The 2564-nt window shown below is 77.7% G+C and carries 1 protein-coding gene; it reads right to left on the bottom strand.

Features of this window, described 5'->3' with window-relative positions; genetic code table 11:
* On the bottom strand, positions 1-2564 hold a 2564-nt coding region (locus tag ACTUAL_RS13885), incomplete at both ends, for a condensation domain-containing protein (RefSeq protein ID WP_440900528.1).

Below are 2564 nucleotides of genomic sequence, written 5' to 3'. Positions count from 1 at the left end.
GTCCGGCTCACCGTCCGGGCGGAACCGCTCGGCGAGGCTGATCGTCAGGTCGGCCCTGGCGGTGCCGGTGGGCGCGGACTCGTGGCCGATCTCCAGCCCCGGCAGGGCGAAGTCGCCGGACGGCGCGTTCTGCAGGCCGAGGACCACCTGGAACAGCGGGTGGTGCGCGAGCGAGCGGGCCGGGTTGACCGCCTCCACCAGGTACTCGAACGGCACGTCCTGGTTCGCGTACGCGGCGAGCGCGTTCTCCCTCACCCGCCCCAGCAGGCGGGTGAAGCTCGGGTTGCCGGAGGTGTCGGTGCGCAGCACGAGCGTGTTGACGAAGAACCCGACGAGGTCGTCGAGCGCCTCGTCGGTGCGCCCGGCGATGGGACTGCCGATCGCGATGTCCTCGCCCGCGCCGAGCTTGGTGAGCAGCGCGGCGAGCCCGGCCTGGAGCACCATGAACACGCTGGCGCCCTGCGCTGCGGCCAGGTCGCGCACCGCGCGGTGCAGCCGGGCGGGCAGCTCGACCCGCAGCACGTCGCCCCGGTGCGACGCGACCGCGGGGCGCGGCCGGTCGGGGGGCAGCTCGACGCACTCGGGCAGGCCGGCGAGCGCACCGGTCCAGTAGGCGAGCTGCTCGGCGAAGCGGCTGTCAGGCGCGGTGGGCTCACCGAGCAGGTCGCGCTGCCACAGCGCGTAGTCCGCGTACTGCACCGGCAGCGGGGCCCACGCCGGGGCCTCGCCCCGGCAGCGGGCGGCGAACGACGTGGCCATGTCGCGGGAGAGCGGCCCCATGGACCAGCCGTCCGCCGCGATGTGGTGCACCACGATCAGCAGCACGTGCTCGGTGGGCCCGGACTCGCCCGATCCGGTCTCGAACAGCTCAGCCCTGATGGGCGGCTGCTCGGCGAGGTCGAACCCGCGCCGGGCCGAGTCGAGCAGCGAGCCCGCACCGGCCGGGTGCACGAGCAGCGGCGGCGGGGCGGGGTCGAGCACGTGCGGGTGCGGCACCCCGCCCTCGTCGCGGACGACCGTGCGCAGGCTCTCGTGCCTGGCCAGCAGGTCGCCCAGCGCGTTCCGCAGCGCCTCCCGGTCGAGCGCGCCGGTGAGCCGCAGGGCGAGGGGCATGTTGTAGGTGGCGGAGGGCCCGTCGACCTGGTGCAGGAACCACAGCCGCCGCTGCGCGAACGACAGCGGCACCCGCTCGGGCCGCTCGACCGGGACGAGCGCGGGCCGGGCGGCCCCGGCCGCGTCGAGCCGCGCCGCGAGCCCCTCGGGGGTGGGCGTCTCGAACAGCGCGCGCACGTCCAGCTCCACGGCCAGCACCGCCCGCACCCGCGACACGAGCCGGGTGGCGAGCAGCGAGTGACCGCCCAGGTCGAAGAAGTCGTCGTCCACGCCGACGCGGTCGAGCCCGAGCACCTCGGCGAACAGCCCGCACAGCAGCTCCTCGCGCGGCGTGCGCGGCGAGCGGCCGGGCCGGGCGCCCGCGTCGGGCGCGGGGAGGGCGGCCCGGTCGAGCTTGCCGACCGGCGTGAGCGGCAGCGCGTCGAGCACCACGAACGCCGAGGGCACCAGGTGCTCCGGCAACCGCTCGACCAGGTGGGCCCGCACGTCGGCGACGAGCCCCCCGGTCCCGCGCCCGGCAGGCGTGGTGGTCAACTCGCCGAGCGGCCGGACCGCACCACCCCGGTGCGGCTCGACGAGCGCGGCCGGATCGGCGAAGACCACGTCCACGGTTCCGGCGAGGTCACCCCAGGTGACCCAAGCCCGCACCCCGTGCGCGGCGGCGAGGGCGTGCAGCTCCTCGGGGTCGACGGCGAGCTCGGACTCGTCCACCCCGAACCAGCTCGACGCGGTCGCACCCCCGCCGAACGCACCCGCCCGCCCGACGCCGAACGCGGCAGCACCGGCCACCCCGCCCTCCGCCCCGCCCCGCACCATGAACCCCGGCCGGGCAGGACCGCTCGCCGCAGACCCGGTCGCAGCCAGCCCGCCCGCCGCAGACCCGGTCGCGCACAGCCCGGCCCCGGCAGGCCCGGTCGGGCTGTCTGCGCCGGCTGCGGGCCCCGTTCCCGGAGCGGCACCGCCCGGCCTGCTGCTCCCCGGCCCGAAATCGGCCGCCGAGCCCGCCGAACCACCCGCGAGCGGCACGCCGGCCACCCCGTCCCCGGTCGCGCTGCCCGCAAACGCCGCCCCGGCCAGCCCGGCTTCCTCCGGGCCACCCGCAAACACCGCCCCAACCAGCCCCCCGCCCGCCGAACCACCGGCAAACGCCGCCCCGGCCAGCCCGGTCCCCTCCGGACCGTCCGCAAACGCCGCCCCAGCCAGCCCGGCCCCCTCCGGGCCACCCGCAAACGCCGCCTCGACCAGCGCGGTCTCCGCGGTGAGCCGGGCGTTCGGCACCCCGGTGACCCGCACCGGCAGCCCGGCCGCGAGCAGGGCGCGCAGGCCGTCGAGCCCGCGCGCGTCCGCCCACCCGAGCTCGGCCACCTGGATCGGCTCGGTGCGCAGCGGGGTGCGGCGCAGGGTCGCGTCGTAGCGGTGGCGGGTCAGCTCGTTGTGGGCGCGCCCGCGCT

It is taken from the genome of Actinosynnema sp. (genome assembly GCF_052038725.1).
Note: the sequence above shows the minus strand (reverse complement) of the source record. Positions and strands in the feature narration are given on the sequence as shown.